The sequence below is a fragment of the Variovorax sp. N23 genome (genome assembly GCF_025486315.1).
Taxonomy (GTDB): Bacteria; Pseudomonadota; Gammaproteobacteria; order Burkholderiales; family Burkholderiaceae_C; genus Variovorax.
This window is the reverse complement of the sequence record NZ_JAOOPY010000003.1, coordinates 1-26636: the sequence shown is the minus strand read 5'-3', so window position 1 is coordinate 26636 and position 26636 is coordinate 1. Positions and strand designations below refer to the sequence as shown.

The window sequence follows — 26636 nt, the reverse complement described above, 5'->3', positions numbered from 1 at the left end:
GGCGCTTTCAGAAATGCATGCGGTCTTCGGCCAGCGCGTAGAGCTTGCGCCAGACGAAATGGTTCATGCCCATCACGAACACGCACATCACGCCGATGCCCAGCGCGATGCGCGGGAAGTCGCCGATGGCGGTCATGTGGGCGATGTAGCTGCCCAGGCCCGCAGCCTGCAGCGTGGTGTCGCCCCAGGTGACGTACTCGGCCACGATGCTGGCGTTCCACGAGCCGCCGCTGGCCGTGATGGCGCCGGTCACGAAGCTTGGGAACACCGCCGGCAGCAGGTAGCGCTTCCACTTCAGCCAGCCGCCGAGGCCCAGGTTGCCGGCCGCGTAGCGCAGTTCGGTCGGCACGCTGGACGCGCCGGCGATCACGTTGAACAGCAGGTACCACTGCGTGCCCAGCACCATCAGCGGCGAGAGCCACACGTTGGGGTCGAGCTGCCAGCGCACGATGAAGAGCACCGCCACGGGGAACATCAGGTTGGCGGGGAAGGCGGCGAGGAACTGCGCCACACCCTGCAAGCGCCCGGCCCAGCGCGGGTTCATGCCGATCCACACGCCCACCGGGACCCACACCAGCGCGGCCAGCGCGATCAGCACCAGCACGCGCACCATGGTGTAGAAGCCGAGCACGAACACATGCGCGACCTCCGACCAGCCGACCTCGGTGTGGATGAAGCGGCCGAGCCAGACGATTGCCAGCAGCACGGCCGCGGCCAGTGTGGCGTCCCACACGCGCTCGATGGTGGCGTTGGGCGGCCGGGGCCGCGCCTTGATCGACGTGCCGTCGTGGTCGCGCCGGAGCCGCACCACCGACCAGTCGATGAGGCGCGTGAAGACGAGACCGACGCGCTGCAGCCGGTCGGTGCGGCGCAGCCAGGTCAGCAGCCACGAGCGCGGTGCCTCGTCGCCGCTGCCTTCCTCGAAGCGGAACTTGTCGGCCCACGCGATCAGCGGGCGGAAGAAGAGCTGGTCGTACAGCACGATGCCCACCAGCATGCCGCCGATGGCCCAGCCGATGGCGGCCAGGTCGCGCGCCTCGATCGCCATCGCGATGTACGACCCCACGCCCGGCAGCTTGATGCTCTGGTTCGACACCGAGATCGCTTCCGAGGCGACCACGAAGAACCAGCCGCCGGACATCGACATCATCATGTTCCACAGCAGGCCCGGCATCGCGAAGGGCAGCTCGAGCCGCCAGAAGCGTTGCCAGCCGGAGAGCTGGAAGACCTGCGCCGCCTCGCGCAGCTCGGCCGGCACCGTGCGCAGCGACTGGTACAGGCTGAAGGCCATGTTCCAGGCCTGCGAGGTGAAGATGGCGAAGATGGCCGCGCATTCCACGCCGAGCAGGTTGCCCGGGAACAGCGCGATGAAGCCCGTGACCGTGATCGACAGGAAGCCCAGGATCGGGATCGACTGCAGGATGTCGAGGATTGGCACCATCACCCGTTCGGCCGCGCGGTACTTGGCCGCGACCGCCGCGAAGACGCAGGCGAACACCAGCGACGCCGCGAGCGCGAGGAACATGCGCAGCGTGGTGCGCAGCAGGTAGTAGGGCAGCAACAGCGGGTCGAGGCTGATCGGCATCGACTGGCCCAGCTGATAGGGCCGCGCCATCTGGGAGCCGCCATAGGCCAGGGCGAAGAGCAGCGCCAGCACCAGCGGCAGCAAGGCCCAGTCCCACCGATTGCCGCCCGATGCGACCACCTGACCCGGGAAATAGCGTTTGTAGAACATGGAGCGGGTTGAAGGTGTTCGTCGAGCGCGGCCTCGCCACGAGCGGTGGCATTGTGCCCTTGCGTCCCGGTGGCGAACCTGACTTCGCCAGACGCGCAAGCCATGCACCCATGCCCTAACCTGAACAGCCCGTTCATGCAAGCCTCCAGGCGAACTTTTAGAATCCGAGCCGTGCAAATCACCCGGCTTCGTCGTCTTGTCGCAACGCACTGCCTCTGGTGGTGCGTCGCTGGCGTTCTGCTGGCGGCATTGCAGCCCTTCCTCTTCACCCATTTCCGACAGGACGGCTGGGAAGACGAGCCGGGCTTCCGGGTCCGGAATGCGGAAGCCATGGCGGTCTTCTCGCCCGACGATCGCGCGGCGCACCGGCAGGAACTCGAGACGACGCTGTACGTCCCGACGGCCGCGCACATCGACGTGCCCGACACCCTGCATCAGGGCCTCGACGTGCTGATGGCCCTGGTGGGCCTGATGCTGCCCCTGGCGGTGGCCCTCGCATGGCCGGCGTGCCCCCGCGCGCAGATCACGCCGAAACCCGTTGCGCACACCGGCGGGGCACCACCGCCGACTGCGCCGTGGCGGACACAGCCTCCGCCCACGGCCCCACCCCTGACGACTTGAAGAACCGGCGCCCCATGCGGCGTCACGGCCCGACCGCGCCCGTCGCGCGGTGGGTTTCCCTCTTCCTGGTCCAAAGGTTTTCCAATGACTCCCCTCTTCCGGCGCAGCTGCGGCGCCGCGCGATCCTGCACGCCCTCGTTCTTCGCGGTGCAGTCGTCATGAATGCACTGAATCTCACCCTTCTGCACGCGCTCTCCCCCGGCAGCAGCCCCTCGCCGACACTGCTCTTCGTCGCGCGGCTTCTGGCGCTGTGGGGCGCCTGGGCCTGCGCCGCCGCCATCGGCTGGGCCGCCTGGCAGCGGCGCGCCGACACGCTTTACCTGCTCGCCGTAGCCGCCGGCGCCGCGCTGGCATCGGTGCTGTCGCACGCGATCGCGGCCCGCCTCGACATCCCGAGACCCTTCGTCGCAGGCTGGGTGCCGGCGTACATCGCGCACGGCAGCAGCCCCTCGCTGCCAAGCACGCACGCCACCGTCATGTTCTTCGTCGCCGTCGCGCTGCTCATGCGCGCCGGCCTGCGACGCACGGGCATCATCGCTCTGGCACTGGCCTGCATGGTGGGCTGGGCGCGCATCTACGTCGGTGTGCACACCCCGCTGGACATCGCAGCGGGCCTGGCACTGGGCACGGTGATGGCCGCCGTGCTCGGACTGCTCTGGCGCCGTCCACGGCGACCGACAGCCGGCACGGGGCCGGTGTACGGAGGTACGCCATGAACAGCGCCCCGTTCGAAGCGCCACAACCTGTCGGGGGCGCGCCCCTTGCAGCGCATGGCCCAGCGGTCTCGCCGGCCCCTGCAGATACCGCCGTCGAACACACTCTTTCCTGCGTCATTCCCTGCTTCAACGAAGCAGCGAATCTTCGCGTGATGCTGCCACGCCTGGAGGAAATCCTCGCCTCGACCGGCATGCGCTGGGAAATCCTGGTGATCGACGACGGGAGCACCGACGACACGTTGTCGGCCGTCTCGCCCTGGTGCGAGCTGTCGGGTTTCCGGTACATCCGCCTGTCGCGCAACTTCGGCAAGGAGGCCGCCCTGAGCGCCGGCCTCAAGGCGAGCCACGGTGATGCTGTCGTGATGCTCGACGGCGATCTGCAACATTCGCCGGCGCTGATCCGCGACATGCTGGCGCAGTGGCACAACGGCGCGCAGGTGGTGTATGCCGTGCGCCAGGGACGCCACGACGAGCCCCCCTTCAAACGCTGGGGCAGCGCGCTCTTCTATCGACTGATCAACGCACAGGCGCGATTCGCGATTCCCAAGGATGCGGGCGACTTCCGCCTGATGGACAGGCGCGTGGTCGATGCGCTGATGGCTCTTCCCGAACGCAACCGGTTCATGAAGGGCCTGTACGCCTGGGTCGGCTTTCGAGCCGTCCCGCTGCCCTACGCCCCGGCCCCGCGTGCCGAGGGCACCAGCCGGTTCAACACCTACCGGCTGGCGCAACTGGCCATCGACGGTCTGACGTCCTTCACGACCTGGCCTCTGCGGCTTGTGAGCATCATGGGGGTGCTGATCGCGGCGCCCGCATTCGCGTATGGCCTGTTCCTGATCGTCGACCACTTCGTCGCAGGCGACGCCGTCTCGGGCTGGTCAACCATCATGGTGAGCCTGATGTTCTTCATCGGCATCCAGATGATCTCGACCGGCATCGTCGGCGAGTACGTCGCGCGCATCTTCGAAGAGGTCAAGGCCCGCCCACTGTATGTGGTGAGCGAGGAACGGGGCATCGGCCTCGCGGAGCGGGCATCGTGAGGGCGCTCGGCAACTGGCTCCGCGGGCTGGAAATCGCGCTCGGCGTGCTGGCGATCTTCTGCTGGCTCGCCGCCACCGCGTGGCTGCGGCATCTCACCGCGCCGGACGAAGGCCGGTACGTCGGTGTCGCGCTGGAAATGCTGCGCACCGGCGACTGGGTCGTGCCTCGCCTCGACGGCCTGCCCTTCTTCCACAAGCCGCCGCTGTTCTATTGGATCGGCGCGTCGGCCATGTCGGTGTTCGGGGTGTCGGAGTGGGCCGCGCGGCTGCCCTCGATGCTCGGCGCCACGGCGGCGGCCACCGCGCTGTGGCTGTTTCTGCGCCGGTGGGACAGCGCCCCCGTGGCCCGGGCGGCGGCGGGGGTCTTCGTGACCATGCCCTTTCTCTACATCGGTGCGCAGTTCGCCAATCTCGACATGCTGGTGGCGGGCTGCATCACCGTCACCCTCCTGTTCGCTGCGCATGCGGCACTGGCGCGGGAAGCCGGCGAGCCGTGGCGGATGCCGCTCGCACTCGCGTTCGCCTCCGCGGCGCTCGGCGTGCTGGCGAAGGGGCTCATCGGCCTGCTGCTGCCCGGCGTCATCTTCATCGGCTGGGTGCTGGCGGCACGCAAGGCGCGCAGGCTTGGGCTGCTGGCATGGTGGCCGGGCTGGCTGCTCTTCGCCACCATCGCGATGCCGTGGTTCGTCGCGATGCAACTGCGGTATGCGGACTTCTTCGACTACTTCGTCGTGACGCAGCACTTCCGCCGCTTCGCCGCGGGCGGCTTCAACAATGTCGAACCGCTCTGGTTCTACGTGCCGGTGATCGGCCTGCTGACACTGCCCTGGGTCGGTTGGCTGGCGGTCAGGCCGCGAAGGCAGTGGCGATTCGGCCTCGGCGACATCGACAGGCTGATGCTGGTGTGGCTGGTGGTCATCGTCGTGTTCTTTTCGCTGCCTCGCTCCAAGTTGATCGGCTACGTGCTCCCCGCACTGCCGCCGCTGGCCTACCTGATCGCCCGGGCACTGCAGCGCCCGGCGGCCACCGAGGGAGGTGCGCGCCGCTTGCCGCGCTGGACCGCCGGCGCCGCTGCGATCGTTTGTGTGCTCGCCGTCCTGGCGGCGGATCGATTCGGCACGCCGCCCGGCGCCCGCCTGCCGTTGCCGGCGGGCAGGCCCATCGCCCAAGACGACCAGGTGCTCATGCTCGATGTCTACGTCTACGAACTCCCGTTCTATTGGCGCCTGACCCACCCCGTGATGGTGCTCGGCGACTGGGACGACCCGGCCATCCCGCAGCACGACAACTGGCGCAAGGAGATGAGCGACGCCGCGCGCTTCGACCCCGATCAGGGACGCTCGGTACTGATCCGCAGCGGCGATGCGGCGTCGGTGCTGTGCGTTGCCCGCACGACGTGGCTCGTCGGCCCACGATCCGCACCGCAGTCCTGGCCGTGGCTGAACGACCCGCGCTTCGAGCTCGTCGCCCAGAACAGCCGGCTCGCTGCCTGGCGATTCGCCGGCGTGACGGCGAGCGAACCTCGGTGCCTGCAGCGCGACGCACCGCAACGCCCGGCCATCGAGGTGCCCTGAGACAGGCCCCGACGCCCGAGCCTGCAGGGAAACCAGGCCGTTGGCTGCGTCATCCACCCGGCGACGGCCGACGGCGCCCGGCACCTGCGGCAGCGCATCGAGAAAGCGCTGCGCCGCCGGCGAACTGCACCAGGCTTTCCTGCGCCGCACACAGGCCGAATTCATTCGCCACCTGTACCAGGTCGCCGGCCACGCAGGCCACCTTCCGGCTCGAAGCCCAGCCGGTGGCAGGCCGGCCTCTACGGCATGGGCGTCGATGCCAACCGCGGCACGGTGGAAATCCGCCGGCCGCCCCTGCTCATCGACTGAATCGGCGCTTTGCGATACTCGGCGGCATGAACACCGCCATCCTCGTCATCGATGTCCAACAGGGCCTGTGCGAGGGCGACAGCGCCGCCTTCGAGGCAGCGCCAACCATCGATCGCATCAACCAGGTGACCGCCAAGGCCCGCGCCGCGGGCCGTCCGGTGATCTTCATCCAGCACGAGTCGGGCGGCGGTTATCTCGAACATGGCAGCGCCGCCTGGCAGTTGGCACACGGTCTCGAAGCGCTGCCGACCGACCTGCGCCTGCGCAAGACCGCCGCCGATTCCTTCCACCGCACGACGCTGCAAGAGGTGCTGCAGCAGCACAGCATCGACGAACTCGTGATCTGCGGCATGCACACGGAGTTCTGCGTCGACACCACGACGCGTCGCGCCCTCGCGCTGGGCTACCCCGTGACGCTGGTGGAGGACGCGCACACCTCCGCCGGCAACGCGGCGCTGTCGGCGCCGCAAGTCATCGCGCACCACAACATCACGTTGAGCAACATCGAAAGCTTCGGTCCGCGCGTTCGCCTAGTGAGCGCGGCTAACCTGCGCTTCGACGGAGGCTGACCGGCCGTCCCCACCGCGCACGATGATGCTCACCATGATTCCGCTGCTGCGGTGCCTTGGTGATAGCGCAGTTGCCAACCCGCGTTTGTCTGCAGCCAGACGGATGAACGGAGCGTGTGGTTCACCAAGGACTTGCCTTTTTCAACGTGCGCCGAACGATAGTTGAGGAGGGCAACCCCCGGACTGAGTTCAGAGACCGAGAACGCATCCGACGCCACGACAGGCTGCGATTCCTGTGCCGCCAGGAAGTTGACGATGGTCTCGCGGCTGTATGCGCGGCCAGAGCGGCCGACCTCATGGAACTCGGGGTGCAGCAATTCCTCCAGTCGTTCACGACTGCACCGAACCCAAGGGTGGTGGAGTTCGACTTCGAGCGCTTGGAGTTCTTGAAGGAGGCGGTCCACGGACAGTGTGTTTTGTGCGGCCAAACGCCAAAGTTAACCGGCGCCGGAGCGCGAAGCACGGAGGGCACCAACACGGGCCATAAAAATGGTGAAGCCATGGCCAGTGTTGGCTTGCGCGTTGAACGCCCAGTTAGGCACGGGGTTGATAACTCCGACGGCGCTCACATCAACGCCCAGCCCCAGGCTTACGACCACCTCGGCGGCCCACGTAGAGCAGCACGCAACCGATGGCAAGGGCGATGGCGCCATATGCTGCCCATTGAATTTGGCCGGTCATGAAGCTGCCCGGCAGTACGTTCAGGCCTTGGAGTATCCAAACGATGCCAATGAGCGCCAAGAGTACGCCGAAGATGGTGCTAGCAGTTTTCATGGAGATACTCCGGGGGGGGTAGATGACGCTGCCTAACGTTTGATTTAGGCGGGCCGCCGTAGGGGTTCCGCTTGAAGGATTGGTTAGCCGATCGTTTCGATGATGGGCACAGTCTTGAACCCTTCCGGAACGGTAGCGAGCACCTTCTCGCGCGAAGACGATGGGCAAACGAGAGCGCGAACTCCCTCACGGGGAGCGTGTAGAACATTTAGGTATTTCGCCCAGTTCTGCGGCGGAGACACAGCCGCAATTGCCTCTGTTTTCGACGAGCTCAGCGAGTAGATCGGCTCCTTGTTTACTACTCTCCATTCTCTTTCGTGGGCGACGATCCCGGGCTCCATGTACTCGTAGAGTTGCAAGAGGTATGGCCAGATTTCGGCTCCTACGAGGCCAGCAATCACTTTGTTCTCATATGCCATCGTTCGGAAGGAATCCTCTGATTCGCCGATAGATGTTTTCACATCTTCATACGCCTTCATGAAGAGAGCCAACCACATGTCCGAGACGGGCCCTACTTCGTCAACATAGATCACCCTTTGCGCCTGCTGGGCCTTGGCCCACTTCTCGGTCATCACGATTCCGAAGGGTCCGAATTGCTCGGCATGCGCAGAAGCATCTGCAGGCTCAATATCGGTGAACGAGACCATTCCGAACTGCTGCGGCTCTCGCGACGAGAAGTCGTGATGAGGCATTAGAAAATGGGTGAGCCTGCGTGGATTCGCAACCCAAGCGAACCCATATTCGAGTATGTTCGCGACTGCTTTGGCAGAGCGGCAGTAGTGCGTAATCATCGTCCAGAACTTAAGGCAGCTAACTTGGCTATAGGAATACAGGATCGCTGCGTAACACTGCTGGGTGTCTCCACAACATCGAGCCTATCGACCAGTCGAAACCTGCATGGAGTCTGGCGCTGCGGCGTCTTGACTGTTCATTCATGCAGCACCGGTCTGACGGCAAAATCTGCATGTCCGTGCCAACTCGAATTTGCCTTGCAAACGACCGCGTGGCAAGCGATAAATGACAAGTCGCAGGCAGACCATGTAAGGAACCTGATGCATCCCCCGGCCCGCGCAGCAGTGCGGTCCGAGCCCCCGTGGCCCAGATGTCGCCGCCGTTGTAGTCGCGTGTTCACTGGCTCCGCGCCTTCGTCCGCTTCACGACATCCGACACTTGGCGGAAATGGACAGCAGCGAAGTGGAAGCCTTTCTCGGCTGGCTCGCCACCGAGCGCAAGGTGTCGGCCTCGATGCATCGGCAGGCGCTGTCGGCTGCACACGGGCCGCAGCCGCCCGAGCATGCGCCTCACAGCTTCGCGATCGACACCTCCGTCGACTTCACCAGCGCGACCACGTCGGAGCCGGGCTTGAGCTGAAGCTCGTCGACCGAGCGGGTGGTGATGACCGAGGTCACGATGCCCCACGGCGTCTCGACGTCGACTTCGGAGACGACGTCGCCGCGGATGATCTCCTTGACCTTGCCCTTGAACTGGTTGCGGACGTTGATGGCTTGGATGGACATGGTGCTTCTTTCGGTTGGATGAAAAAGTGGATGGCGGAAAGGCTCAGGCGGCCAGCGCCTGGTCGAGGTCGGCGAGCAGGTCGTCGATGTGTTCGATGCCGACGGACAGGCGCACCGTGTCTTCGGTGACGCCGGCGCGCGCCAGTTCGGCGGGGGACAGCTGGCGGTGCGTGGTCGATGCGGGATGGGTGGCGAGCGAACGCACGTCGCCGATGTTCACGAGCCGGGTGAAAAGCTGCAGCGCGTCGAGGAATCTCGCCCCGCCCTCGCGGCCGGCGCCGATGCCGAAGGTCAGCACGCCGCTCGACCGGCCGCCGAAATACTTCTGCGCGAGCGCATGGTCGGGATGGTCCTCGAGCGCCGCATAGTTGACCCACTTCACGGCCGGGCTCTTCTTGAGATGCTGCGCCACGGCCAGCGCGTTGCTGCTGATGCGGTCCATGCGCAGCGCCAGCGTCTCGATGCCCTGCAGGATCAGGAAGGCGTTGAAAGGCGAGATGGCGGCACCGGTGTTGCGCAGGGGCACCACGCGCGCGCGGCCGATATACGCCGCCGCGCCGAGCGCTTCGGTGTAGACCACGCCGTGGTAGCTCGGGTCGGGCTCGTTCAGCCGCTTGAAGCGCTCCTTGTGCTTCGCCCAAGGGAACTTGCCCGAATCGACAATGGCGCCGCCGATGCTGGTGCCGTGGCCGCCCAGGTACTTGGTGAGCGAATGCACCACGATGTCGGCGCCGTGCTCGATGGGCCGGCTCAGGTACGGCGACGGCACGGTGTTGTCGACGATCAGCGGCACGCCATGGCGGTGCGCGATCTCGGCGATGGCCGCGATGTCGGTCACGTTGCCGGCGGGGTTGCCGAGCGATTCGACGAACACGGCCTTGGTCTTCTCGTCGAACAGTTCGTCGAAGCTCTTCGGGTCGCGATGGTCTGCGAAGCGCGTCGTGATGCCGAACTGCGGCAGCGTGTGCGCGAACAGGTTGTACGTACCGCCGTAGAGCGCCGTGCTGCTGATGATGTTGTCGCCCGCCTCCGCGATGGTCTGGATGGCATAGGTCACCGCCGCCTGCCCCGACGCCAGCGCCAGCGCGGCAATGCCGCCTTCGAGCGCCGCCACGCGCTGCTCGAGCACGTCCTGCGTCGGGTTGTTGATGCGCGTGTAGATGTTGCCCGGCACCTTCAGGTCGAACAGGTCGGCACCGTGCTGCGCGCTGTCGAAGGCATAGGCCACCGTCTGGTAAATCGGTGGCGCCACGGCGCGCGTCGTCGGCTCGGGCGAATAGCCGGCGTGCACCGACAGCGTTTCGAATTTCCAGCGGTCCTTGGACATAGCTTCTCCGTTCAAATTAAGACGTCGTGCATCGGTGCTCCGCGCCGTGCGGCTATCGCTGTTGGCCCCACTTGCGGACCGTGAGCCGTTCCAGCGTCGCGAAACCGAAGCTCTCGACCGCCAGGCCGATCAGCACCACGAGCGCGAGCCCGGCGAACACACGGTCGGTGTAAAGCTCGTTGCGGTTCTGGAAGATGTACCAACCCAGCCCGCCCTTGCCCGACGAGGCGCCGAACACGAGTTCGGCCGCGATCAGCGTGCGCCAGGCAAAGGCCCAGCCGATCTTGAGCCCCGACAGGATGGCCGGCAACGCCGCGGGCACGAGGATCTGCAGCACGTAGCGCAAGCCACGCAGGCCGTAGTTGCGGCCTGCCATGCGCAGCGTCTCGGGCACGCCCTGGAAGCCTGCGTAGGTGTTGAGCGCCAGCGGCCACAGCACCGAATGAATCAGCACGAAGACCAGGCTTCCGCGCCCGAGGCCGAACCACAGCAAGGCCAGCGGCAGCAGCGCGATGGCCGGCAACGGGTTGAACATCGACGTGAGCGTGTCCAGCAAGTCGCGCCCGATCTGCGTCGACACCGCCAGCGTGGTGAGGCCGAAGGCCAGCAGCACGCCGGCGATGTAGCCCTGCAGCAGCACCGCCAGCGAGATGCGCACCTTCTCGACCAGCTCGCCGCTGGCCAGGCCCTCCACAAGCGCCCGCGCGGTCGCAATGAAGGTGGGCAGCAGCAGGTCGTTGTCCTGCCAGCGCGCGGCCAGTTCCCACAGCACGGCGAGCACGGCCAGGATCACACCCTTGCGCAGCCAGCCTTGCGACCACAGGCGCGTTCCGAAGGGCAGCACGCGCTCGACCGGCAGCTCGGTGAAGGGCTCGAGGCGGTTCTCGTATTCGGGCCGGATCGGCGGGGTCAGCGATGAACTCATGGCGCAGCGCCCTCCTCGACTTCTTCCTCGAACAGCATGTCGTGGATGCGTGTGGCTGTCGCCTGGAACTCGGCGCCGCCGAGGCTGCCCAGGCCGAAGTCGTGGCTGTTGATCTCGGCGCGCATGCGCCCCGGGTGCGGCGACAGCAAGGCGATGCGGTTGCCCACCACCAACGCCTCTTCGATCGAGTGCGTGACGAAGAGCAGCGTGAAGCGCACCTCGTCCCACAGCTCGAGCAACTCTTCCTGCATCTTGCGGCGCGTGAGCGCGTCGAGCGCGGCGAAGGGCTCGTCCATCAGCAGCACGCGCGGCTGCATGGCCAGCGCACGGGCGATGGCCACGCGCTGCTTCATGCCGCCGGAGAGCTGGTGCGGATGCACATCGGCGAACTTGTCGAGGCCGACCTTGGCCAGGTAGTGCAGCGCGCGCTCCTCGGCCTCCCTGCGGCCCAGCGTCTTCGACGCGAGCAGCGGGAACATCACGTTCTGTCTGACCGTCTTCCACGGCGGCAACTGGTCGAATTCCTGGAACACGACGATGCGGTCCGGCCCTGGTGCGCGCACGCGGTGCCCGTCGAGCCGGATCTCGCCCTCCACCGGCGCGATGAAGCCGCCCACCGCCTTCAGCAGCGTCGACTTGCCGCAGCCCGAGGGGCCCAGCAGCACGAAGCGATCGGCCGCATGCACGTCGAAGCTCACGCGGTGCGTGGCACGCACCACGCGTTCCGGCGTGCGGTACTCGAGGCTCACGCCGTCGACCTGGAGCAAGGCCGAATCGGGTGCGTCGGGTGAATATGCCGCAGACACCTGGCCCGGACGGTTGAGCGGCCGGCCCGGTCGCGGAACGAGTGCCGACTGCGAAGAAGCGGGCGGGGCAGCGCGCAGCGCATGAGAGCCGAGGTTCGACATCACGAACCCGGCTGCGCGTAGGCCTCGTCGAAGAAGTAGACCTTCCACGACACCGCCTTGTTCTTCAGCACGCCGAGCTTGTGCAGCTCGTCGGCATACACGTAGCTGCGATGCGGCGACACGGTGAAGTCATTTTCCGGGTCTTCAATGATGCGGCGCACCAGCTCGGGCGAGAGCTTGGACTTCTGCACACGGATGAAGATGTCCGCCGCCTTGGCCTTGTCGGCCTTCACGATCTGCGCCGCCTCGACCAGCGCCGCATAGAAGGCCTTGTAGGTCTTCGGGTTCTCGTCGTGGAACTTCTGCGTCGTGTAGAGCACGTTGAAGGTCGCCGGCCCGCCGAGGATGTCGTAGCTGCTGATGACCTTGTGGATCGCCTTGTTCGCGTCCAGCGCCTGGTAGTAGAAGGGCGCGCTCGAGAAGTGCGTGTTGATCTCCGAGCCGCCCGCGATCAGCGCCGCGGTCGCCTCCGGATGCGGCAGGCTGACCGAGATGGTGTCGAAGCGCTTGAAGTCGTCCTTGCCGAACAGCTTCGCGGTCTCGATCTGCAGCGTGCGCGACTGGAAGCCAACGCCCGCGGCCGGCACCGCGATGCGGTCCTTCTCGCCCAGGTCCTTGAGCGTCTTCACGCGCGGGCTGTTGCTCAGCAGGTAGTTGGGCAGCGAGCCGAGCGCGGCCACCGCCTTCACGTTCTGCCTGCCCTTGGTGCGGTCCCACATCGTGAGCATCGGCGGCACGCCGGCCGACACCACGTCGAGTGCGCCGGCCAGCAGCGCCTCGTTCATCGCGGTGGCGCCCGAGATGCTGGCCCATTCGACCTGCACGTCCACGCCCTGCTGCTTGCCGTGCTTCTCGATGAGCTGCTGGTCGCGCACCACGTCGAGCAGCAGATAACCGATGCCGAACTGCTGCGCGATGCTGATCTTGCCTTCGGCGTTGGCCTGCAGCGCCACGGCGGCGACGAGGACGGCCACGGCGCCCTTCAGAAAACGGACCGCCATGTCAGTTGCCTTGCGCGTTCTGCGCGTCGTCGAAGAAGTAGTCCTTCACCGACGCCGGCTTGTTCTTGATGGCGCCCACGCGATGCATGAACTCGGCCAGCTGGTAGGTGTTCTGCGGCGTGGTCTTGAACTGCACCTCGGGGTTCTTGATGATCTTCAGCAGCAGGTCGCGGTCGATCTTCGCGTTGCTGACCTTGATGTAGATGTCGGCCGCCTTCTCGGGGTTTGCGGTGACGAACTGCGCGGCTTCGTTCAGCGCCTCGACGAAGGCCTGGTAGGTCTTCGGGTTCTCGGCGCGGAATTTCTCGGTGGCATAGAGCACCGTCGCCGATGCCGGGCCGCCGAGCACCTGGTACGAGTTCAGCACGATGTGCGCCTGCGGATTGCCGGCCAGCTCCTGCTCCTGGAACGGCGGGTTGCCGAAGTGGCCCGTGATCTCGGTGCCGCCCTTGATGATGGCCGCGGCTGCATCGGGGTGCGGCACCGCCACGCTGATCTTGTCGAGCTTGGCGAATTCCTTGTCGCCCCACAGCTTGGCCGAGGCCAGCTGCAGCACACGCGACTGCACCGACACGCCGACGGCGGGCACCGCGATGCGGTCCTTCTCGGTGAAATCGGCGATGGTCTTCACGGCCGGGTTGTTGCTCACCAGGTAGTACGGGAAGTTGCCGAGCGAGGCCACGCCCTTCACGTTCTGGCGGCCCTTGGTGCGGTCCCAAATGGTCAGCAGCGGTCCGACCCCGGCACCGGCGATTTCGATGTTGCCGGACAGCAGCGCATCGTTGACCGCCGAACCGCCCGAAAGCTTGACCCACTCGACCTTGGCGTCGATGCCCGCCGCCTTGGCGTGCTTCTCGATCAGCTTCTGGTCCTGCGCGACGTTGAGCAGCAGGTAGACGATGCCGAACTGCTCAGCAATGCGGATCTGCCCTTCGGCATGCGCCGCGAGGCTGGAAATGGCGAGGCCCAGGCCGGCGAGGGTCGCGGCCGTTTTGCGATAGAGCTTGTTCATGTCAGAAAGGACGATCGCCTTCGATGGTGGTTCGGAACAGTTTTCTGCGGAGGTGGTCGGGCGTGCCGGCCGCCAGGTGCATGAGCGAGCGGTTGTCCCAGAACACCAGGTCATGCGGCTTCCATTGATGCCGATACACGAACTCGGGCTTCACGCTGTGCGCGAACAGTTCGGCCAGCAGTGCGTCGCCCTCTTCTTTCGGCAGGCCGACGATGCCGGTCGTGAAATGCTCGCTGACGAACAGTGCCTTGCGGCCGGTCTCCGGATGGGTGCGCACCACCGGCTGCACCGCAGGCGCCACCTGGTCGATTTGCGCCTGCGAGAGCTTCGGCCGCCACGGGTTCTTCGCACGCAACGCCTCGTACTTCGCGAGGTAGCTGTGCTCGGCCTTCAGCGGCAGGATGCGCTGCTGCAGCTCGGGCGGCAGCGTCTCCCACGCCAGGTGCTGGTCTGCGAAGAGCGTGTCGCCGCCTTCGCTCGGCAGCTCCTGCGCATGCAGCAGCGAGCCGAGGCTGGGGATCTCTTTGTACGACAGGTCCGAGTGCCAATACACGCCTGCATCGCCCAGCCCGATGGGCTCGCCGTTCTCCTTGATGTTGGAGACGATCAGTACCTCCGGGTGGCCGTTGAGCTGGAACTGGTGCAGCACATGGATCTGCAGCGGGCCGAAGCGGCGGCTGAAGGCCACGTGGTCGTCGGGCGAGACACGCTGGTCGCGGAACACCACCACGTGGTGGTCGAGGTGCGCACGGTGCAGGCGCGCGAAGTCGGCGTCGTTGATGGGCTTGGCGATGTCGAGGCCGATGACTTCGGCACCGACGGGTGCATCGAAGGGCCGAACCTCGAAGGCCTGGCTCGGGGCATCGCGCCAGGCACTGAGCACGGCGTCGCGGGAAAGGATGGCTTCGGTCATGGGATATGAAGAGAACGCCGCAGCCCACATGGCGCGGCAGTGCGGTCACTCTAGGGAAGACGCAACCAACAAGGAACGACGGATTCGTTGCTTGCTTATGCGGAAATCGTCTGTGCGCCGTGCGCCCGCGTCGGCCTCATATCGTCATGCGGATTGCTTCGTTGGCGGGGCGAGAGGGGCGATGCACAGTCGCGCTCCTCTCCGCTTCTCAGGTATTTCATGTCCTTCGCACTCCTCCCCCGCCGCCGTGCCCTGCTTGCGCTGTACTCCGTCCTTGCAGCCGCCTGCACCTTTGCCGCCCCGGTCCATGCACAGGACAAGGCCCGCATCAAGGTCGGCATCTCGGTCGGCAATGCCGAACAGATCTTCGAGGTGGTCAAGAAAGTGGCGGCCCGTGACGGACTCACCATCGACGTGGTCGTCTTCAACGACTATCAGTTGCCCAATGCGGCGCTGGCCGCCGGCGACCTGGACGCCAACGCCTTCCAGCACCAGCCTTTTCTCGACAACCAGACCAAGTCGCGCGGCTTCGACATCGTGCCGGTCGGCCTGACCATCACCGCGCCGCTGGGCTTCTATTCACGCAAGCTCAAGCGCATCGATGACCTGCCAGAAGGCGCCACGGTCGGTATCCAGAACGACCCGTCGAACGGCAACCGCTCCTTGTTGCTGCTGCAGTCGGCGGGCCTCGTCTCGCTCAAGCCCGAGGCGGTGAAGAACAACACCGCGACGCCGCTCGACGTGGTGGCCAATCCGAAGAAGATCAAGCTGGTGGCCCTCGACGCCGCGCAACTGCCGCGTTCGCTCGACGACCTGACGATCGCCTCCATCAACAACGACTACGCCGAGAAGTCGGGGCTGTCCTTCAACAAGGACGCGATCCTCAAGGAATCGCCCAAGGGCCCGTACGCCAACCTGATCGCGGTGCGCCGCGTCGACAAGGACCAACCTTGGGCCAGGAAGCTGGTGGCCGCCTACCAGTCGGCCGAGGTCAAGCAGTTCATCGAGACGAAGTTCAACGGCGCACTGGTCCCAGCGTTCTGACCGTTCGCAGCGGGCCGTTTGGTCGTCCATAGACGATTGCTTCATTAAGAAGGAAGAAAACGGTTGTTCGCGTCATGCGGGCTGCGCCAGAGAATGGCCGGCCTTGCTACCACGCCCAAGAACAACATGAACTTCCAACAACTGCGCTCGGTGCGCGAGGCGGTGCGCTGCGGCTTCAACCTCACCGAAGCCGCGCACGCGCTTCATACGTCCCAACCGGGCGTCAGCCGACAGATCCGCGAGCTGGAAGAGGAACTCGGTGTTTCGCTTTTTGCACGAGCCGGCAAGCGCCTGACCGGCCTCACCTCGCCGGGCAGCCACCTGCTGCCGATCATCGAGCGCGTGCTGCTGGAGAGCCACAACCTGCGTCAGGCAGGCCAGGAATTCGCGGGCCAGCAGGACGGACAACTCTCCGTAGCCGCCACGCATTCGCAGGCTCGCTATGCGATGCCGCTCGCGGTACAGGAATTCCGGGCGCTGTTTCCCGGCGTCAAGCTGCACCTGCACCAGGGCTCACCCAAGCAGATCGCGCAGATGCTGCTCGATGGTGAAGCCGAAGTCGGCATCGCCACCGAGGCGCTGGGCGACTACCCGCAACTCGTCGCCCTGCCCTGCTACCGCTGGACGCATTCGGTGATCGTGCCGCCCGGGCATGCGCTGCTCGATGGACCGCTGACGCTGGAGGCATTGGCGCGCTATCCGCTCATCACCTACGACACCGGCTTCACCGGCCGCACGCGCATCGACGCCGCCTTCGAGGAATCGGGCCTCGCGCCACAGATCGTGCTGACGGCCATGGACGCCGACGTCATCAAGACCTACGTGCAGCTGGGCATGGGGGTGGGCATCGTCGCCGGCGTGGCCTACGAGGCCGAGCGCGACACGCAGTTGCGCGCGGTGGACGCCGGTGCGCTGTTCGGCATCAACACGACCAAGCTGGCGGTACGCCGCGGCAGCTACCTGCGCGGATACGTATATGCCTTCATCGAATCGTTCGCGCCGACGCTGACGCGTGGCGTGGTGGAGGCCGCACTCGACGTCGAGCCTGCGACCGGATCTGTCCGCCCGGCACCGCAGCGCATCGAAGGCGCGCCGGCCGTGCACTGACGGACGGCTGGATGACGCCTGCCGTCAGGCCCTCAACCCGCCGTGAGGGCGAAGCCGGTGTCGAAGGTCCCCTTCACGTCGAGCGGCTGCTTGATCAGTCCGACCTGCCGATAGAAGTCCGCCGTGCCTTGCTGGTCGGCCACGACCTGCGCATCGATCGGCACCCACTTCTGCTGCCGCCGCGCGAACTGCAGCTTCGCCGCCTCGGCCGGAATACCGATGATGCGGGCCAGCGCTGCCGAGTAGGTGTCGACGTTGCGGTTCGACCAGTCCTGCGCACGCACCACGCGCTGCAAGAAGTCCTGCAGCACCGGGCGCTTCGATGCGATGGCCGCGTCGGTGGCCGCCAGGTAGCTCAACCCTGGTAGCAGCTCGCGCCCGCTCACCAGCACGCGCGCATGGCCACTCACCTCGGCCAGCGCGGTGTACGGCTCCCAGGTGGCCCAGGCATCGACCGAACCCTGCGTGAGCGCGAGCTTGGCGTCGGCCGGCGCGAGGAAGCGCAGGTTCACGTCTTCCGGTTTCAGGCCGGCGCGCGTGATCGCCTTGAGCGTGACGTAGTGGCCGATCGAGCCGCGGTTGGTCGCGATGCTCTTGCCCTTCAGGTCGGCCGCCGTCTTCAACGCCGAATCGGGCCGCACCAGCACCGCCGTGCCGTAGGCGTCCGACCGATTGGCACCGATCGCCTTCACGCGCGTGCCGGCCGCCAGCGCGAAGATCAACGGCGCATCGCCGATCGGGCCGGAGTCGACCGCGCCCGCGTTGAGCGCCTCGGCCAACGGCGCGGCAGCGGGGAATTCCGACCACTGGATGTCGTAGCCGACGCCGTCGAGCGCCCCGGCGGCCTCGAGCAGCGCGCGCAGGCCGCCCTTCTGATCGCCGGCCTTCAGAACGGGACGCGCCTGCGCGCGGCCGATGGCGGGCAGCGCCAGCGCGGCACCCGCACCGAGCGTGTGTACGACGAATTGACGACGTGATGGGTGGGACATGGATCTCTCCTTTGGAACAAGTGATTCAGTGGACGAAGCCGCCCTTGACGAAGCGCACTGGCTGGGCGTCCATGCGGGCGATCAGCGCCCCCAGGCCGTCGGCGACAACGACGGGCTGCGCCGCGCGCGGCGCCGCATCGGTGCGGCACAGCAGGTCCTCGTCCGACCAACCGGCCTGGCCCGGCTGGCTGCGCGCGCGCAGCCAGCCGTCGCGATCGGCGATCAGCGTCGTGCCCGCCAGCGACGGTGTGCCGGTGACCAACGCGAAGGCGGCCCAGGCGTCTGCGGCTTCGGATGCGTCGACCACGCAACCGTCCGTGTCGCGCGGTGCGGACTTCGCATCAGGTGCAATCCGCACGGTCACGAGCCGCGGGTCTTCGAGCGGCGGTGCTTGCGCATCGCCTGGCGCCACGATACGCACGCGCTGCCCGCGCCAGCTTGTGATGCGTCGCGGCGATTGGCCCTCGCAACGCACCGCCGCATCGGGCAGCGCGGCAGGCCATGCCCACACGCCGGTGGTGCGCAGCGTTTCGCCGGCCGCCTGCGCCTTCATGAAATCGATCAGCGCCCAGGCCTCGTCGTCGCGCAGGCGTTCGCCGAAGGCCGGCATCGTCACCGCACCGTCACGCGCGCGCATGCCGTGCATCACGTGCCACAGCAGATCGCCGTCGGCGCGCCGCCAGAGGAGCGAGCCCGCGAGATTCGGCGGCGACATCGACCGGGCATCGGCCAACGCCCCCTGCCCGCGCCCGTCCGCACCATGGCAGCCCACGCAGTGCTGCGCATAGAGCGCGCGGCCCTGCACGATCGACTGCACCGTGAAGCCGCTCGGCGAACGGTGAAAACTCGCCGGCGTCGCGGCGACCCAGATCACGCGTGCGTCGGGCCAGGGTGCGGCCAGCAGCAGCACGGGCACGGCGACGAGGACGGCAACGCGTCGGCGGCGCCAGACCATGGCCAACAGCAACAGGACGACAACCAACGCGAGTACGGCCAGGCTGCCGGCCAACCGTCGCGCCTGGCCACCGTCGATCAGCAGGTTCTCGCCGGACAGCTTGAGCGCCCACGGCCAGGCCGGTTGCCCATGGCTCGCATCGAGCAGGCCCAGCGCAGCGAGCGTTTGCAGCAGCGCGACCTGCGCGCCCTGCATCAAGCCAATCAGAGCGTTGAGCCAGCCGTCGCCCACACCCGTCACCAGGTCGCATCCAGCCCGAGATGCCGCAATGCCTCGTGGCGCAATTCCGCCAGACGTGGATGGCCGCGATGCCGCGGGTAAGGCAGGTCGACCACCAGCTCGGCCGCAATGCGCGCCGGCCGGTCGCTCAGCACGATCACGCGGTTGGCGAGGAACAGCGCCTCCTCCACGTCGTGCGTCACCAGTAGCGCCGAGAAGCCAGTGCGCTGCCACAGGTTGACCAGCTCGCTCTGCATCGCGATGCGCGTGAGCGAGTCGAGCTTGCCCAGCGGCTCGTCGAGCACCAACAGCTGCGGGTCGTTGACCAACGCACGCGCCAGCGCTACGCGCTGCGCCATGCCGCCCGACAGCTGGTGCGGAAAGCTCTTCGCGAAGTCGGTGAGGCCGACCAGCGCAAGCGCATCGTCGACACGCGACCGTTGCGTCTTGAGCAACCCGCGCGCCTGCAGGCCCAGCGCCACGTTGTCCCAGACGTTGCGCCAGGGGTACAGCGTCGGGTCCTGGAACACGACGATGCGCGACGGGTCGGGCCGGGTGATCGGTTCGCCGTCCTGCGCGATGCGGCCCGTGGTGGCGGGCTCGAGGCCGGCGACGAGCCGCAGCAGCGTCGACTTGCCGCATCCACTGGGGCCGAGCAGCGCGACGAACTCGCCAGGTTGCACCTGCAGGTCGATGCCGTCGAGCACTTGCAGCACGCCGCCCTGCTGCTTGAACCAGTGGCTGACACCTTCGATGTCGATGCGCGCGCCGCCGTGCGAAGCGGTCGTCTCGGCAGCGGCTCGAACGGCAGCGACGCTCACCATTTCACCGTCCCCTTCTGCCACGACAGCGCGCGATCGCGCACCGTGAACAGCAGCGTGATGAGCCCGGAGCACAGCACCGCCATCACCAGCAGCGCCGCGTACATGTTCGCGTAGGCCGCCCAGCCCTGCGCCCACTGCAGGTACCAGCCGAGCCCGGCCTTCACGCCCATCATCTCGGCTGTGACCAGTACCGAGAATGAAGCGCCCAAGCCCATGAAGAGCCCGACGAAGACCTGCGGCAGCGCCGCGGGAACGGCCACGCGCAGCACCAGGAACCACTCCGACGCACCGAGCGTGCGCGCCACGTCGTAGTAGCTCTTGTGGACCGACGCCACGCCCGACCAGGTGAGCACTGCCACCGGGAAGAAGGTGGCCAGGCCCACCAGGAACACCGCCGCCGCATAGCTGGACGGCGCGAAGAAGAAGGCCAGCGGCAGCAAAGCCGATGCCGGCACCGGGCCGAGGAAGCGCAGCACCGGATGCACCCAGTAGCCAGCGACGCGCGACCAGCCGATCCACACACCCGTGCCGAAACCCACCAAAGCGCCAAGCACGAAGCCATGCGCCAGCAGCCGCAGCGAATGCGCGGTCGACAGGCCCAGCCGCGCCCAGTCTTCGTAGGCCACATCGATCAGGCTTTGCGGCGGCGCGAAGAAAGGCGGCGGCAGCGCGCCGAGTTTGGCCGTCAGCGTTTCCCACAGCGCCAGCAGCAGCGGCGCGGCGATCAGCCATTGACCGGCGGGCCGCAGCGTGCGGCCGACGCGGCCCGCGTTGGCGCCGAGGACGGCGACGACGAGCAGCAACACGCCGACAACCAGCACGGCCACGCCGAGCTCGGTCGTGAAGGCCCAGTCGCTGAAGCCGACTTCCTTGTTGGGCCAATAGAGCGTAAGCGCACCCAGCGCCAGCCACGCGACGGCGGCCACCAGCCCAGTACGCCAGAGGCCGGTGACGGCGACGTCCTGCAGCGAGGCCGGCAACGCCGCCGTGCGCGGCGCGGTCGCCGCAACGGCGCGGGCGGGCGGAACACCAGGCCGCTCGAGCCGGTGTCCCAGGACCTGGTCCGCGGTCGTCATGCGAGCACGTCCACCGACACGTGGTTGGCCAGCTTCACCGGATCGGTCGAGGCCTTCAGCACGCCGACCGATTTGAAGTCGCGCGCATAGAACTCGACCTCGTCGCGCAGGCTCTTGCCCGTCGGGTGATGCCCGTGCGTCAGCGTGCCCAGCAGCGCCTGCAGGTCTTCCACCGCCACCTTGGGCGAGTACTTGGCGAAGAGCTTGGCCGACTCGTTGGGGTTCTCCGCGACGAAGTCGGAGGCCTGCACGATCGAGCGGACGAGCGCCGCGACGGTCGGCTTGTCCTTGCGCACCAGCTCGCCGCGCGCACCGACGATGCAGCAGACCTTGTCCTTGTACTCGCCCGACAGATTGGTCGCGAGCTCGACGAAGCGGCCCTTGTTGCGCTTCTCGATCAGGTAGAGCGTCGGGTCCCCATCGGCGATCGCCTGGATCTCGCCCTTGTTGACGGCGATGTCCAGCAGGTCGGCCGGGTACTGGCGCCAGGTCACGTCCTTGTCGGCGTCGATGCCGTTCTTCTTGAGGAGGATCGAGAAGAAGTTCTTGCCCGGGCTCGCGATGTCCGACACGCCGATGGTCGTGCCCTTGAGCTTCTGCAGGTTGGTGATGCCGGCCTCCTTCACGCCCACCAGGCGCACGCAGCCGCCGTGCGAGCTGCCGACGATCTTCACGTCGAAGCCCGACTCGAGCGGCTTGAGCCAGCGGTGGATCATCCCGACCGCAGCGTCGGCCTTGGCGGTCGCTAGCGACTCCAGCAGCTGGTCGGTCGAGCCGGTGTAGTTGATCAGGTCGACCTGCAGGCCGTTCTTCTCGAAGTAGCCGCGCTCCTGCGCGACCACCACGGGCGACAGGCAGAAGGCCGACGCGTTCCAGGCGAAGGTCAGCTTGCGTTGCTGCGACCAGGCGCGCGAGGCGATGAGGCCGCTGGAAGCGACGATGGCGGCGGCGCTGCCGGCACGCAGCACGTTGCGGCGGGAGAAGGGCGTGTTCATGGTTTCCTCGGGCGTGGTCAATCGAGCAGTTCGGGTTCGGCTTCGACTAAGCCTTCGTACAGGCTCTCGAAGGAATGCAGCGCGCCTTCGGGGCCACCGATCTGGCCGTGCGTGTGCTGCGCGGTCGCTTCGTCGATCGGCTGCGGCGTGCCAGCGGCTTCGGCCAGCAGTTGCGTATGGCAGGCGTTGTCGAGCGCGATGTACCACCAGGCGGCGGCCTCGACCGTCGGGCCGGCGGTCAGGATGCCGTGGTTCTTCAGGATCGCGCCCTTGCCGTCGCCCAGCGCCCGCGCGATGCGCTCGCCTTCGCTGCCGTCGACCACCATGCCGGTGAAGTCGTCGAACAGCGCCACGTCGCCGTGGAACACGCAGGCGTCCTGCGTCAGCGTATCGAGCTTGCGGCCGAGCGTCGACCAGGCCTTGCCGTAGGTCGAGTGCGTGTGGGCCGCGGCGATGATCTTCGGGTTGTGCTCGTGGATGGCCGCATGGATCGCGAAGGCGGCCTTGTTGAGCGGCCGGTCGCCGATCACCGTCTCGCCGCGCGCGTTGACCAGCAGCAGGTCCGACACCTTGATGCGCGAGAAGTGCACGCCCAGCGGGTTGACCCAGAAATGGTCCGTCAGCTCGGGGTCGCGTGCCGTGATGTGGCCAGCCAGGCCTTGCGCGAAGCCGAAGCGCGCGAACAGGCGGAAGGCGCCGGCCAGGCGTTCCTGGCGGTGGCGCCGCTCGGCCTCCACGCTGGTGCGCCGCGGGGGTGGGTCGAACCAGAACTTCTGCTTCGGGTTCGGGTTGAGCGCGAGTGGCGACTTTCGGTCGATGGACAGAACGGCGCTCATGCCACCTTCCTTTTCGCGGCGATGCGTTCGGCCACCAGCGCATGTGTGCGCGGGATGAGTTCTCGTCCGTAGTCGAGGGCGTCTTCCAGCGGATCGAAGCCGCGGATGAGGAAGGTGGTCACGCCGAGGTCGTAGTAGTCGAGCAGCGCGTCGGCCACCTGCTCGGGTGTGCCGACCAGCGCGGTGCTGTTGGAGCGGCCGCCGATCTCCTGTGCAACGGCCGTCCACAACAGCTTGTCGAGCCGGGTGCCCTTTTCCGCGGCAGCCAGCAGGCGCTTGGCGCCCTCGCTTTGCTGCGGCCCGCCGCGACCGAAGCCCTGCACGACGCGCAGACGCTTAGTCTCGGCGAGGATGCCATCGGCGCGCGCCCACGCGGCTGCCTCGGTCTCGGCCAGGATCGGGCGGAACGACACCGAGAAGCGGACGCTGCGGCCGTGCTTGGCCGCCTCGGCCCGCACACGGCCGGTGAGTTCGCGCACCTGATCGAGCGACTCGCCCCACAGCGCATATACGTCCGCGTGCTTGCCCGCTACGGGAATGGCAGCCGCCGAGGCGCCGCCGAAATACACCGGCACATGCGGCTTGCCGTTCAGGGTCTGCACCGGCTTCACTTCCGAGAAGGCCTTCTCGGCGTGGTAGTGCGTGCCCAGGTGGTCGAAGGGCTTGTCGGCCGTCCACACCTTGCGCAGCACCTCGAGGTATTCGTCGGTGCGCGCGTAGCGCTGGTCGTGGTCGAGCCAGTCGCCGTCGCGCCGCTGCTCCTCGTCGGAACCGCCCGAGATGTAGTGCACCGCCAGCCGGCCGCCGCTGAACTGGTCGAGCGACGCGAACTGCCGCGCCGCCAGCGTGGGCGCTACGAAGCCGGGTCGGTGGGCCAGCATGAAGTGGATGCGCTCGGTGACCGAGGCGGCGTAGGCGACGGTCAGCGTCGCATCGGGGCTGGTCGAATGGTGCGGCACCAGGATGCGGTCGAAGCCGGCCTGCTCGTGGGCCTGCGCAAAGGCGCGCACGTAGTCGCGATCGATCGCCGGTCCTTTGGCCGGATGGATCTCCGAGACCTTCTGGCTCTGGATCATTCCGATGAATTCGATGGGGCTGTCTTGGCTCATGGGGTGTCCTTGCAATGGATTCAAGAAAGGGTCAGGCGGCAGAGAGGCCGCGCGCACCGGCGGCCAGCGCGCGGTCGAAGCTGCGGTCCCAGAAGGGGGCGACGTTGGCCGGGCCGTCGAGCACGCCCAGGCGCTGGAAGGTGTCGGCCACCTCCTGATGGCTGCGCACGATCGTCTCGGTCACCGGGCCGAGCGCGTAGTCGTCGCTGCGGCCGTTGAAGAGTTCGACCAGGTCGCCCACCGGCACGCGGGTCTCGGCCGACTGCGCCTTGGCATACGCCAGGTAGTTGCGGTTGGCCCAGGCGTAGGCGCGCTGCACGCGCAGCAGGTAGTCGGTGATGGCCGCGTGGCGGCGCGGGTCGTCGATGGCCCGCGGGTTGGCGTAGACGGGGAAGTTGCCCGACAGGTAGCCCTTGCCGGTCTTGATCGTGCGGGCGCCGTACTGGGTGCGTGCGATCTGGCCGTTGTAGCCATAGATGGCCCAGGCATCGAGGTCGCCCCGCGCGAAGGCCGACAGGCCGTCCGCCGGCGTGAGGTTCACCGCCTGGATGTCGTCGAAGCCGAGGCCGGCCTCGGCGAGCTGCTTGCTCAGGAAGTAGTGCGCCGTGGTGGCACGCACGTAGCCCACCCGCTTGCCCTTGAGGTCGGCGATCTTGTGGATGGGCGCGTCCTTGCGCGCCAGCGTGACCTGGTTGTTCAGGTCCTCATGCGAGGCGGCGATGAAGCGCACGTTGGCCTTCTGCCGCGCCGCGAAGGTCGCGGGGATCTCGCTGCCCGAGCCGATGTCGAGCGCATCGCCGTTGATCGCCTCGATGTGCAGCACGCCGTTGTTGAGCTCGCGCCAGTCGATCTTGTAGGGCGTGTTGGCTTCGCCGGCCGCCTGCAGCAGCGGACGCCACACGCCCTTGTAGACGGCCACGCGCAAGGTCAGGCCCGAGAGGTCGGTGGCAGCAGGCGCTGCCGACGGCGCGGCGTTCGCGGCCTGCACGGCAAACGGCAGGCTGGCGCCGATCGTGGTGGCGGCGGCACCCTGCAGCCAGGTGCGGCGCGACCAGGCGTCGGTGGGATGGGAAGGCATGAAGGTTCCTCGCGTCGATGAATGACAGGACCGAGACCGTAAGCCGCAGGGCACCGAAATCCAACGCAGAAAAACGCACATCGATAGGCGAGAAACTTTGTTGGCCGGCGGCGGAAGCCACCCTATGGTTGCGTCCATGCCTTCCATCGCCCTCGACCGACCCGTGCCCGTGCCTGCCTTCCAGGCGCCCTCTCCCAGGGCCGACGCCCCGCCCCGCATCGACGACGCCCTGCTCGCCCGGCTCAGCGCACAGTTCGCCGCGACGGCGGCCGACCACGACCGGGCCGGCCGCTTCCCTCGCGACAACTTCGCGACGCTGCAGCGCCACGGCCTCGTCGGGCTCACCGTGCCCTTCGCCCACGGTGGGCGCGGCGCCACGCTGGCCGAGGCGCGACGGGTGATCAGCGCCGTGGCGCGCGGCGAGCCGGCAACGGCGCTGATCCTGACCATGACCTACCTGCAGCACCAGGCGATCGGCCGCGCCGACAGCCGCTGGCCGCGCCAACTGCGCGAACGCGTGGCGCGCGACACGGCGGCGCACGGGGCGCTCATCAATGCGCTGCGCGTGGAACCGGCGCTCGGTTCGCCCGCGCGCGGTGGCCTGCCGGGCACCGTGGGCACGCGCACCGCGGAGGGCTGGACCATCAACGGCCACAAGCTCTACACCACCGGCATCGAGGGGCTGCGCTGGCTGTCGGTGTGGGGCCGCACGGACGAGCCGGTGCCGCAGGTCGGCGTCTTCCTGGTGCCGCGCGACACGCCCGGCATTCGGGTGATCGAGAGCTGGGACCACCTGGGCCTGCGCGCGTCGGGCAGCCACGAGGTGGTGTTCGAGGACGTGAAGATCCCGCTCGACCACGCGGCCGACCTGCGCGCACCGGAGGAATGGATTCCCGGCAACGGTACGCCGGCAGATGCCGACGCCTACGCCCAGCAGCAGGCCTGGATGGTCGTCCTGCTCGGCTCGCTTTACGACGCCGTCGCGCAGGCGGCAGAGGCCTGGCTGCTCGGCTTCCTGCAGGCGCGCGCGCCGGGCAGCCTCGGCGCGCCGTTGGCCAGCCTGCCGCGGATGCAGGAACAGGTCGGCGAGATCCAGGCGCTGCTGCGCACCAACCGTGTGCTGCTGGATCAGGCCAGCGCCGAGGTCGATGACGGCCGCACGCCGTCGGCCACCGACAGCGGCTTGCTGAAGTACAGCGTGACGGCGAACGCGATCCGCGCCGTGGAGATCGCCCTGCAGCTCAGCGGCAACCACGGCCTGTCGCGCCAGAACCCGCTGGAACGCCACCACCGGGACGTGCTGTGCAGCCGCATCCACACGCCGCAGAACGATGCGATCCTGGTGGCGGCGGGCAAGGCCGCGTTGGGATGAGAGACCGCGGATGACGGCCGAAGGCGGGCGCAAGCCCTTCGTCTCCGGCTATTCGAACGCCCTGCTGCCCAACCTGTGGGACCGCTCCGCC

The 26636-nt window shown here is 67.4% G+C and carries 27 protein-coding genes and 2 pseudogenes; 10 read left to right on the top strand and 19 right to left on the bottom strand.

The genetic code is table 11. The features are described 5' to 3' along the window. Nucleotides 1–7: 7 nt before the first annotated feature. Complete coding sequence (locus N8A90_RS05350; RefSeq protein WP_262073632.1) at nt 8–1735, bottom strand: ABC transporter permease; 1728 nt, start codon at nt 1733–1735, stop codon at nt 8–10. Nucleotides 1736–1906: 171 nt separating this feature from the next. On the opposite strand from N8A90_RS05350, the gene N8A90_RS05345 reads away from it, so the two are divergent. From N8A90_RS05345 to N8A90_RS05325, 5 genes are all read left to right on the top strand, one after another. Beyond that, nucleotides 1907–2356, top strand: coding sequence for a hypothetical protein (locus N8A90_RS05345; RefSeq protein WP_262073631.1), 450 nt, complete (start codon nt 1907–1909; stop codon nt 2354–2356). Between the two features lie 158 nt (nt 2357–2514). Further along, nucleotides 2515–3072, top strand: a complete 558-nt coding sequence (locus tag N8A90_RS05340; RefSeq protein ID WP_262073629.1) for a phosphatase PAP2 family protein — start codon at nt 2515–2517, stop codon at nt 3070–3072. After that, complete coding sequence (locus tag N8A90_RS05335; RefSeq protein WP_262073628.1) at nt 3069–4112, top strand: glycosyltransferase family 2 protein; 1044 nt, start codon at nt 3069–3071, stop codon at nt 4110–4112. The genes N8A90_RS05340 and N8A90_RS05335 overlap by 4 nt, the downstream gene beginning before the upstream one ends. Continuing rightward, nucleotides 4109–5686, top strand: coding sequence for an ArnT family glycosyltransferase (locus N8A90_RS05330; RefSeq protein ID WP_262073627.1), 1578 nt, complete (start codon nt 4109–4111; stop codon nt 5684–5686). The genes N8A90_RS05335 and N8A90_RS05330 overlap by 4 nt, the downstream gene beginning before the upstream one ends. A gap of 335 nt (nt 5687–6021) precedes the next feature. Beyond that, nucleotides 6022–6564 (top strand): cysteine hydrolase family protein, encoded by a 543-nt coding sequence (locus N8A90_RS05325; RefSeq protein ID WP_262073626.1) that lies wholly within the window; start codon nt 6022–6024, stop codon nt 6562–6564. Between the two features lie 29 nt (nt 6565–6593). On the opposite strand, the gene N8A90_RS05320 is transcribed toward N8A90_RS05325, so the two are convergent. The 3 genes from N8A90_RS05320 to N8A90_RS05310 form a co-directional block, all read right to left on the bottom strand. Then, nucleotides 6594–6968, bottom strand: coding sequence for a nuclear transport factor 2 family protein (locus N8A90_RS05320; protein WP_262073625.1), 375 nt, complete (start codon nt 6966–6968; stop codon nt 6594–6596). 166 nt (nt 6969–7134) lie between these two features. Beyond that, complete coding sequence (locus tag N8A90_RS05315; RefSeq protein WP_262073624.1) at nt 7135–7338, bottom strand: hypothetical protein; 204 nt, start codon at nt 7336–7338, stop codon at nt 7135–7137. Between the two features lie 83 nt (nt 7339–7421). After that, nucleotides 7422–7985 (bottom strand): hypothetical protein, encoded by a 564-nt coding sequence (locus N8A90_RS05310; RefSeq protein ID WP_262073623.1) that lies wholly within the window; start codon nt 7983–7985, stop codon nt 7422–7424. Between the two features lie 479 nt (nt 7986–8464). Here N8A90_RS05310 and N8A90_RS05305 point away from each other — a divergent pair. After that, nucleotides 8465–8607, top strand: a pseudogene (locus tag N8A90_RS05305) (phage integrase N-terminal SAM-like domain-containing protein); the annotation flags it as partial. Between the two features lie 32 nt (nt 8608–8639). Here N8A90_RS05305 and N8A90_RS05300 read toward each other — a convergent pair. The 7 genes from N8A90_RS05300 to N8A90_RS05270 are packed head-to-tail and all read right to left on the bottom strand — an operon-like array spanning nt 8640 to nt 14941. After that, nucleotides 8640–8855 carry a molybdopterin-binding protein gene (locus tag N8A90_RS05300; protein ID WP_183026473.1) on the bottom strand — a complete coding sequence of 72 codons (216 nt, stop codon included), beginning with the start codon at nt 8853–8855 and terminating at the stop codon, nt 8640–8642. Between the two features lie 43 nt (nt 8856–8898). Then, nucleotides 8899–10182: an O-acetylhomoserine aminocarboxypropyltransferase/cysteine synthase family protein gene (locus N8A90_RS05295; protein WP_262073622.1), complete on the bottom strand. Its 1284-nt coding sequence runs from the start codon at nt 10180–10182 to the stop codon at nt 8899–8901. A 52-nt stretch (nt 10183–10234) separates the two neighbouring features. Further along, nucleotides 10235–11107, bottom strand: coding sequence for an ABC transporter permease (locus N8A90_RS05290; protein ID WP_262073621.1), 873 nt, complete (start codon nt 11105–11107; stop codon nt 10235–10237). After that, on the bottom strand, nt 11104–12015 hold the full coding sequence (locus tag N8A90_RS05285) for an ABC transporter ATP-binding protein (protein WP_262073619.1): 912 nt from the start codon (nt 12013–12015) through the stop codon (nt 11104–11106). The genes N8A90_RS05290 and N8A90_RS05285 overlap by 4 nt, the downstream gene beginning before the upstream one ends. Continuing rightward, nucleotides 12015–13016: an ABC transporter substrate-binding protein gene (locus tag N8A90_RS05280; protein ID WP_262073618.1), complete on the bottom strand. Its 1002-nt coding sequence runs from the start codon at nt 13014–13016 to the stop codon at nt 12015–12017. Before N8A90_RS05280 ends, N8A90_RS05285 begins: the two co-directional genes overlap by 1 nt. Before the next feature lies 1 nt (nt 13017). Next, on the bottom strand, nt 13018–14028 hold the full coding sequence (locus N8A90_RS05275; RefSeq protein ID WP_262073617.1) for an ABC transporter substrate-binding protein: 1011 nt from the start codon (nt 14026–14028) through the stop codon (nt 13018–13020). A 1-nt stretch (nt 14029) separates the two neighbouring features. Beyond that, nucleotides 14030–14941, bottom strand: coding sequence for a TauD/TfdA dioxygenase family protein (locus N8A90_RS05270; RefSeq protein WP_262073616.1), 912 nt, complete (start codon nt 14939–14941; stop codon nt 14030–14032). Nucleotides 14942–15160: 219 nt separating this feature from the next. Here N8A90_RS05270 and N8A90_RS05265 point away from each other — a divergent pair, with 219 nt between their 5' ends. Then, on the top strand, nt 15161–15985 hold the full coding sequence (locus tag N8A90_RS05265; RefSeq protein ID WP_262073615.1) for a MetQ/NlpA family ABC transporter substrate-binding protein: 825 nt from the start codon (nt 15161–15163) through the stop codon (nt 15983–15985). A gap of 126 nt (nt 15986–16111) precedes the next feature. After that, entirely contained in the window at nt 16112–17092 is a 981-nt protein-coding gene (locus N8A90_RS05260; protein WP_262073614.1) for a CysB family HTH-type transcriptional regulator, read from the top strand. A 32-nt stretch (nt 17093–17124) separates the two neighbouring features. Here N8A90_RS05260 and N8A90_RS05255 read toward each other — a convergent pair whose 3' ends face one another. From N8A90_RS05255 to N8A90_RS05220, 8 genes are read right to left on the bottom strand one after another with little or no spacing between them, the layout of a single operon-like run. Further along, nucleotides 17125–18081, bottom strand: a complete 957-nt coding sequence (locus N8A90_RS05255) for an ABC transporter substrate-binding protein (RefSeq protein ID WP_262073613.1) — start codon at nt 18079–18081, stop codon at nt 17125–17127. 25 nt (nt 18082–18106) lie between these two features. Beyond that, nucleotides 18107–19231, bottom strand: coding sequence for a c-type cytochrome (locus tag N8A90_RS05250; protein WP_262073989.1), 1125 nt, complete (start codon nt 19229–19231; stop codon nt 18107–18109). A gap of 41 nt (nt 19232–19272) precedes the next feature. Further along, nucleotides 19273–20079 carry an ABC transporter ATP-binding protein gene (locus tag N8A90_RS05245; RefSeq protein WP_262073612.1) on the bottom strand — a complete coding sequence of 269 codons (807 nt, stop codon included), beginning with the start codon at nt 20077–20079 and terminating at the stop codon, nt 19273–19275. Beyond that, nucleotides 20073–21155 (bottom strand): ABC transporter permease, encoded by a 1083-nt coding sequence (locus N8A90_RS05240; protein ID WP_262073611.1) that lies wholly within the window; start codon nt 21153–21155, stop codon nt 20073–20075. Before N8A90_RS05240 ends, N8A90_RS05245 begins: the two co-directional genes overlap by 7 nt. Further along, nucleotides 21152–22150, bottom strand: coding sequence for an ABC transporter substrate-binding protein (locus N8A90_RS05235; protein WP_262073610.1), 999 nt, complete (start codon nt 22148–22150; stop codon nt 21152–21154). The genes N8A90_RS05240 and N8A90_RS05235 overlap by 4 nt, the downstream gene beginning before the upstream one ends. Before the next feature lie 17 nt (nt 22151–22167). Then, nucleotides 22168–22986, bottom strand: coding sequence for a class II aldolase/adducin family protein (locus N8A90_RS05230; RefSeq protein WP_262073609.1), 819 nt, complete (start codon nt 22984–22986; stop codon nt 22168–22170). Beyond that, the gene (locus N8A90_RS05225) at nt 22983–24095 is read right to left on the bottom strand and encodes an LLM class flavin-dependent oxidoreductase (RefSeq protein WP_262073608.1); all 1113 of its coding nucleotides are present in this window, start codon (nt 24093–24095) and stop codon (nt 22983–22985) included. Before N8A90_RS05225 ends, N8A90_RS05230 begins: the two co-directional genes overlap by 4 nt. A gap of 31 nt (nt 24096–24126) precedes the next feature. Continuing rightward, nucleotides 24127–25173: an ABC transporter substrate-binding protein gene (locus tag N8A90_RS05220; RefSeq protein WP_262073606.1), complete on the bottom strand. Its 1047-nt coding sequence runs from the start codon at nt 25171–25173 to the stop codon at nt 24127–24129. A gap of 136 nt (nt 25174–25309) precedes the next feature. Here N8A90_RS05220 and N8A90_RS05215 point away from each other — a divergent pair, with 136 nt between their 5' ends. Next, nucleotides 25310–26545, top strand: coding sequence for an acyl-CoA dehydrogenase family protein (locus N8A90_RS05215; RefSeq protein WP_262073605.1), 1236 nt, complete (start codon nt 25310–25312; stop codon nt 26543–26545). 13 nt (nt 26546–26558) lie between these two features. Continuing rightward, a pseudogene (locus tag N8A90_RS25390) lies at nt 26559–26636 on the top strand (cysteine dioxygenase); the annotation flags it as partial.

Coding starts and splice junctions, on each gene's coding strand:
- N8A90_RS05350 (WP_262073632.1), bottom strand. CDS start 1,735: ATGTTCTACAAACGCTATTTCCCGGGTCAGGTGGTCGCATCGGGCGGC.
- N8A90_RS05340 (WP_262073629.1), top strand. CDS start 2,515: ATGAATGCACTGAATCTCACCCTTCTGCACGCGCTCTCCCCCGGCAGC.
- N8A90_RS05335 (WP_262073628.1), top strand. CDS start 3,069: ATGAACAGCGCCCCGTTCGAAGCGCCACAACCTGTCGGGGGCGCGCCC.
- N8A90_RS05325 (WP_262073626.1), top strand. CDS start 6,022: ATGAACACCGCCATCCTCGTCATCGATGTCCAACAGGGCCTGTGCGAG.
- N8A90_RS05315 (WP_262073624.1), bottom strand. CDS start 7,338: ATGAAAACTGCTAGCACCATCTTCGGCGTACTCTTGGCGCTCATTGGC.
- N8A90_RS05310 (WP_262073623.1), bottom strand. CDS start 7,985: ATGGTCTCGTTCACCGATATTGAGCCTGCAGATGCTTCTGCGCATGCC.
- N8A90_RS05300 (WP_183026473.1), bottom strand. CDS start 8,855: ATGTCCATCCAAGCCATCAACGTCCGCAACCAGTTCAAGGGCAAGGTC.
- N8A90_RS05295 (WP_262073622.1), bottom strand. CDS start 10,182: ATGTCCAAGGACCGCTGGAAATTCGAAACGCTGTCGGTGCACGCCGGC.
- N8A90_RS05290 (WP_262073621.1), bottom strand. CDS start 11,107: ATGAGTTCATCGCTGACCCCGCCGATCCGGCCCGAATACGAGAACCGC.
- N8A90_RS05285 (WP_262073619.1), bottom strand. CDS start 12,015: ATGTCGAACCTCGGCTCTCATGCGCTGCGCGCTGCCCCGCCCGCTTCT.
- N8A90_RS05280 (WP_262073618.1), bottom strand. CDS start 13,016: ATGGCGGTCCGTTTTCTGAAGGGCGCCGTGGCCGTCCTCGTCGCCGCC.
- N8A90_RS05275 (WP_262073617.1), bottom strand. CDS start 14,028: ATGAACAAGCTCTATCGCAAAACGGCCGCGACCCTCGCCGGCCTGGGC.
- N8A90_RS05270 (WP_262073616.1), bottom strand. CDS start 14,941: ATGACCGAAGCCATCCTTTCCCGCGACGCCGTGCTCAGTGCCTGGCGC.
- N8A90_RS05265 (WP_262073615.1), top strand. CDS start 15,161: ATGTCCTTCGCACTCCTCCCCCGCCGCCGTGCCCTGCTTGCGCTGTAC.
- N8A90_RS05260 (WP_262073614.1), top strand. CDS start 16,112: ATGAACTTCCAACAACTGCGCTCGGTGCGCGAGGCGGTGCGCTGCGGC.
- N8A90_RS05255 (WP_262073613.1), bottom strand. CDS start 18,081: ATGTCCCACCCATCACGTCGTCAATTCGTCGTACACACGCTCGGTGCG.
- N8A90_RS05250 (WP_262073989.1), bottom strand. CDS start 19,231: ATGCAGGGCGCGCAGGTCGCGCTGCTGCAAACGCTCGCTGCGCTGGGC.
- N8A90_RS05245 (WP_262073612.1), bottom strand. CDS start 20,079: ATGGTGAGCGTCGCTGCCGTTCGAGCCGCTGCCGAGACGACCGCTTCG.
- N8A90_RS05240 (WP_262073611.1), bottom strand. CDS start 21,155: ATGACGACCGCGGACCAGGTCCTGGGACACCGGCTCGAGCGGCCTGGT.
- N8A90_RS05235 (WP_262073610.1), bottom strand. CDS start 22,150: ATGAACACGCCCTTCTCCCGCCGCAACGTGCTGCGTGCCGGCAGCGCC.
- N8A90_RS05230 (WP_262073609.1), bottom strand. CDS start 22,986: ATGAGCGCCGTTCTGTCCATCGACCGAAAGTCGCCACTCGCGCTCAAC.
- N8A90_RS05225 (WP_262073608.1), bottom strand. CDS start 24,095: ATGAGCCAAGACAGCCCCATCGAATTCATCGGAATGATCCAGAGCCAG.
- N8A90_RS05220 (WP_262073606.1), bottom strand. CDS start 25,173: ATGCCTTCCCATCCCACCGACGCCTGGTCGCGCCGCACCTGGCTGCAG.
- N8A90_RS05215 (WP_262073605.1), top strand. CDS start 25,310: ATGCCTTCCATCGCCCTCGACCGACCCGTGCCCGTGCCTGCCTTCCAG.